This is a genomic window from Legionella pneumophila subsp. fraseri (assembly GCF_000586315.1).
Taxonomy (GTDB): domain Bacteria; phylum Pseudomonadota; class Gammaproteobacteria; order Legionellales; family Legionellaceae; genus Legionella; species Legionella pneumophila_B.
Genome location: NZ_JFIM01000062.1, coordinates 1 through 676 on the forward strand (window position 1 = coordinate 1; position 676 = coordinate 676).

Here is a 676-nt window from a genome sequence, read left to right on the forward strand (position 1 = left end):
CGTTTACGTGCGGCTTCTTACGTTCAAATTTTTCCTTCGCCATCGGAAAGTCTCCCCGTTTGCTAATTTATATTACATGGTGCCCACAACTGGACTCGAACCAACGACCTCTTCCTTACCAAGGAAGTGCTCTACCGCCTGAGCTATGTGGGCTTTCATATCAGCTTGCTAACTCATTCTGAACAAGCAAATACTATTCACTACTTTGGAGCGGGTGATGGGAATCGAACCCACGCTATCAGCTTGGAAGGCTGAAGTTCTACCATTGAACTACACCCGCTTTCTAACTTCTCTCTTAACTGGTGGAGGGGGAAGGATTCGAACCTTCGAAGGCTGAGCCGTCAGATTTACAGTCTGATCCCTTTGACCGCTCGGGAACCCCTCCAAAAAGAACGCTATTGTCTTTTAAGATGAATGGATTGTCAACATTTTTAGTCAACATCTATCTCTATTTAGATGGTGCTGGCACCAGGAATCGAACCCGGGACCTACTGATTACAAGTCAGTTGCTCTACCAACTGAGCTACGCCAGCAAATTCTTTATACATGATAGCTTAGTGTCTATATTGATTAACATTATGTTGAGACAACTAATCTATATTAATTTATGCAACTCAACGGGTCGCACTATAAAATAAAACCCTGGCGATGACCTACTTTCGCATGAGGAAGCCTC

The 676-nt window shown here is 44.1% G+C and carries 4 tRNA genes; all 4 read right to left on the bottom strand.

Features of this window, described 5'->3' with window-relative positions:
- Positions 1 to 77: 77 nt before the first annotated feature.
- The 4 genes from CC34_RS0110140 to CC34_RS0110155 all read right to left on the bottom strand — a co-directional run bounded on the left by CC34_RS0110140 (position 78) and on the right by CC34_RS0110155 (position 533).
- Positions 78 to 153: transfer RNA gene (locus CC34_RS0110140), tRNA-Thr, on the bottom strand.
- A 53-nt stretch (positions 154 to 206) separates the two neighbouring features.
- A tRNA-Gly gene (locus CC34_RS0110145) sits at positions 207 to 280 on the bottom strand.
- A 20-nt stretch (positions 281 to 300) separates the two neighbouring features.
- Positions 301 to 385: transfer RNA gene (locus tag CC34_RS0110150), tRNA-Tyr, on the bottom strand.
- Between the two features lie 72 nt (positions 386 to 457).
- Positions 458 to 533: transfer RNA gene (locus CC34_RS0110155), tRNA-Thr, on the bottom strand.
- Positions 534 to 676 lie beyond the last annotated feature (143 nt).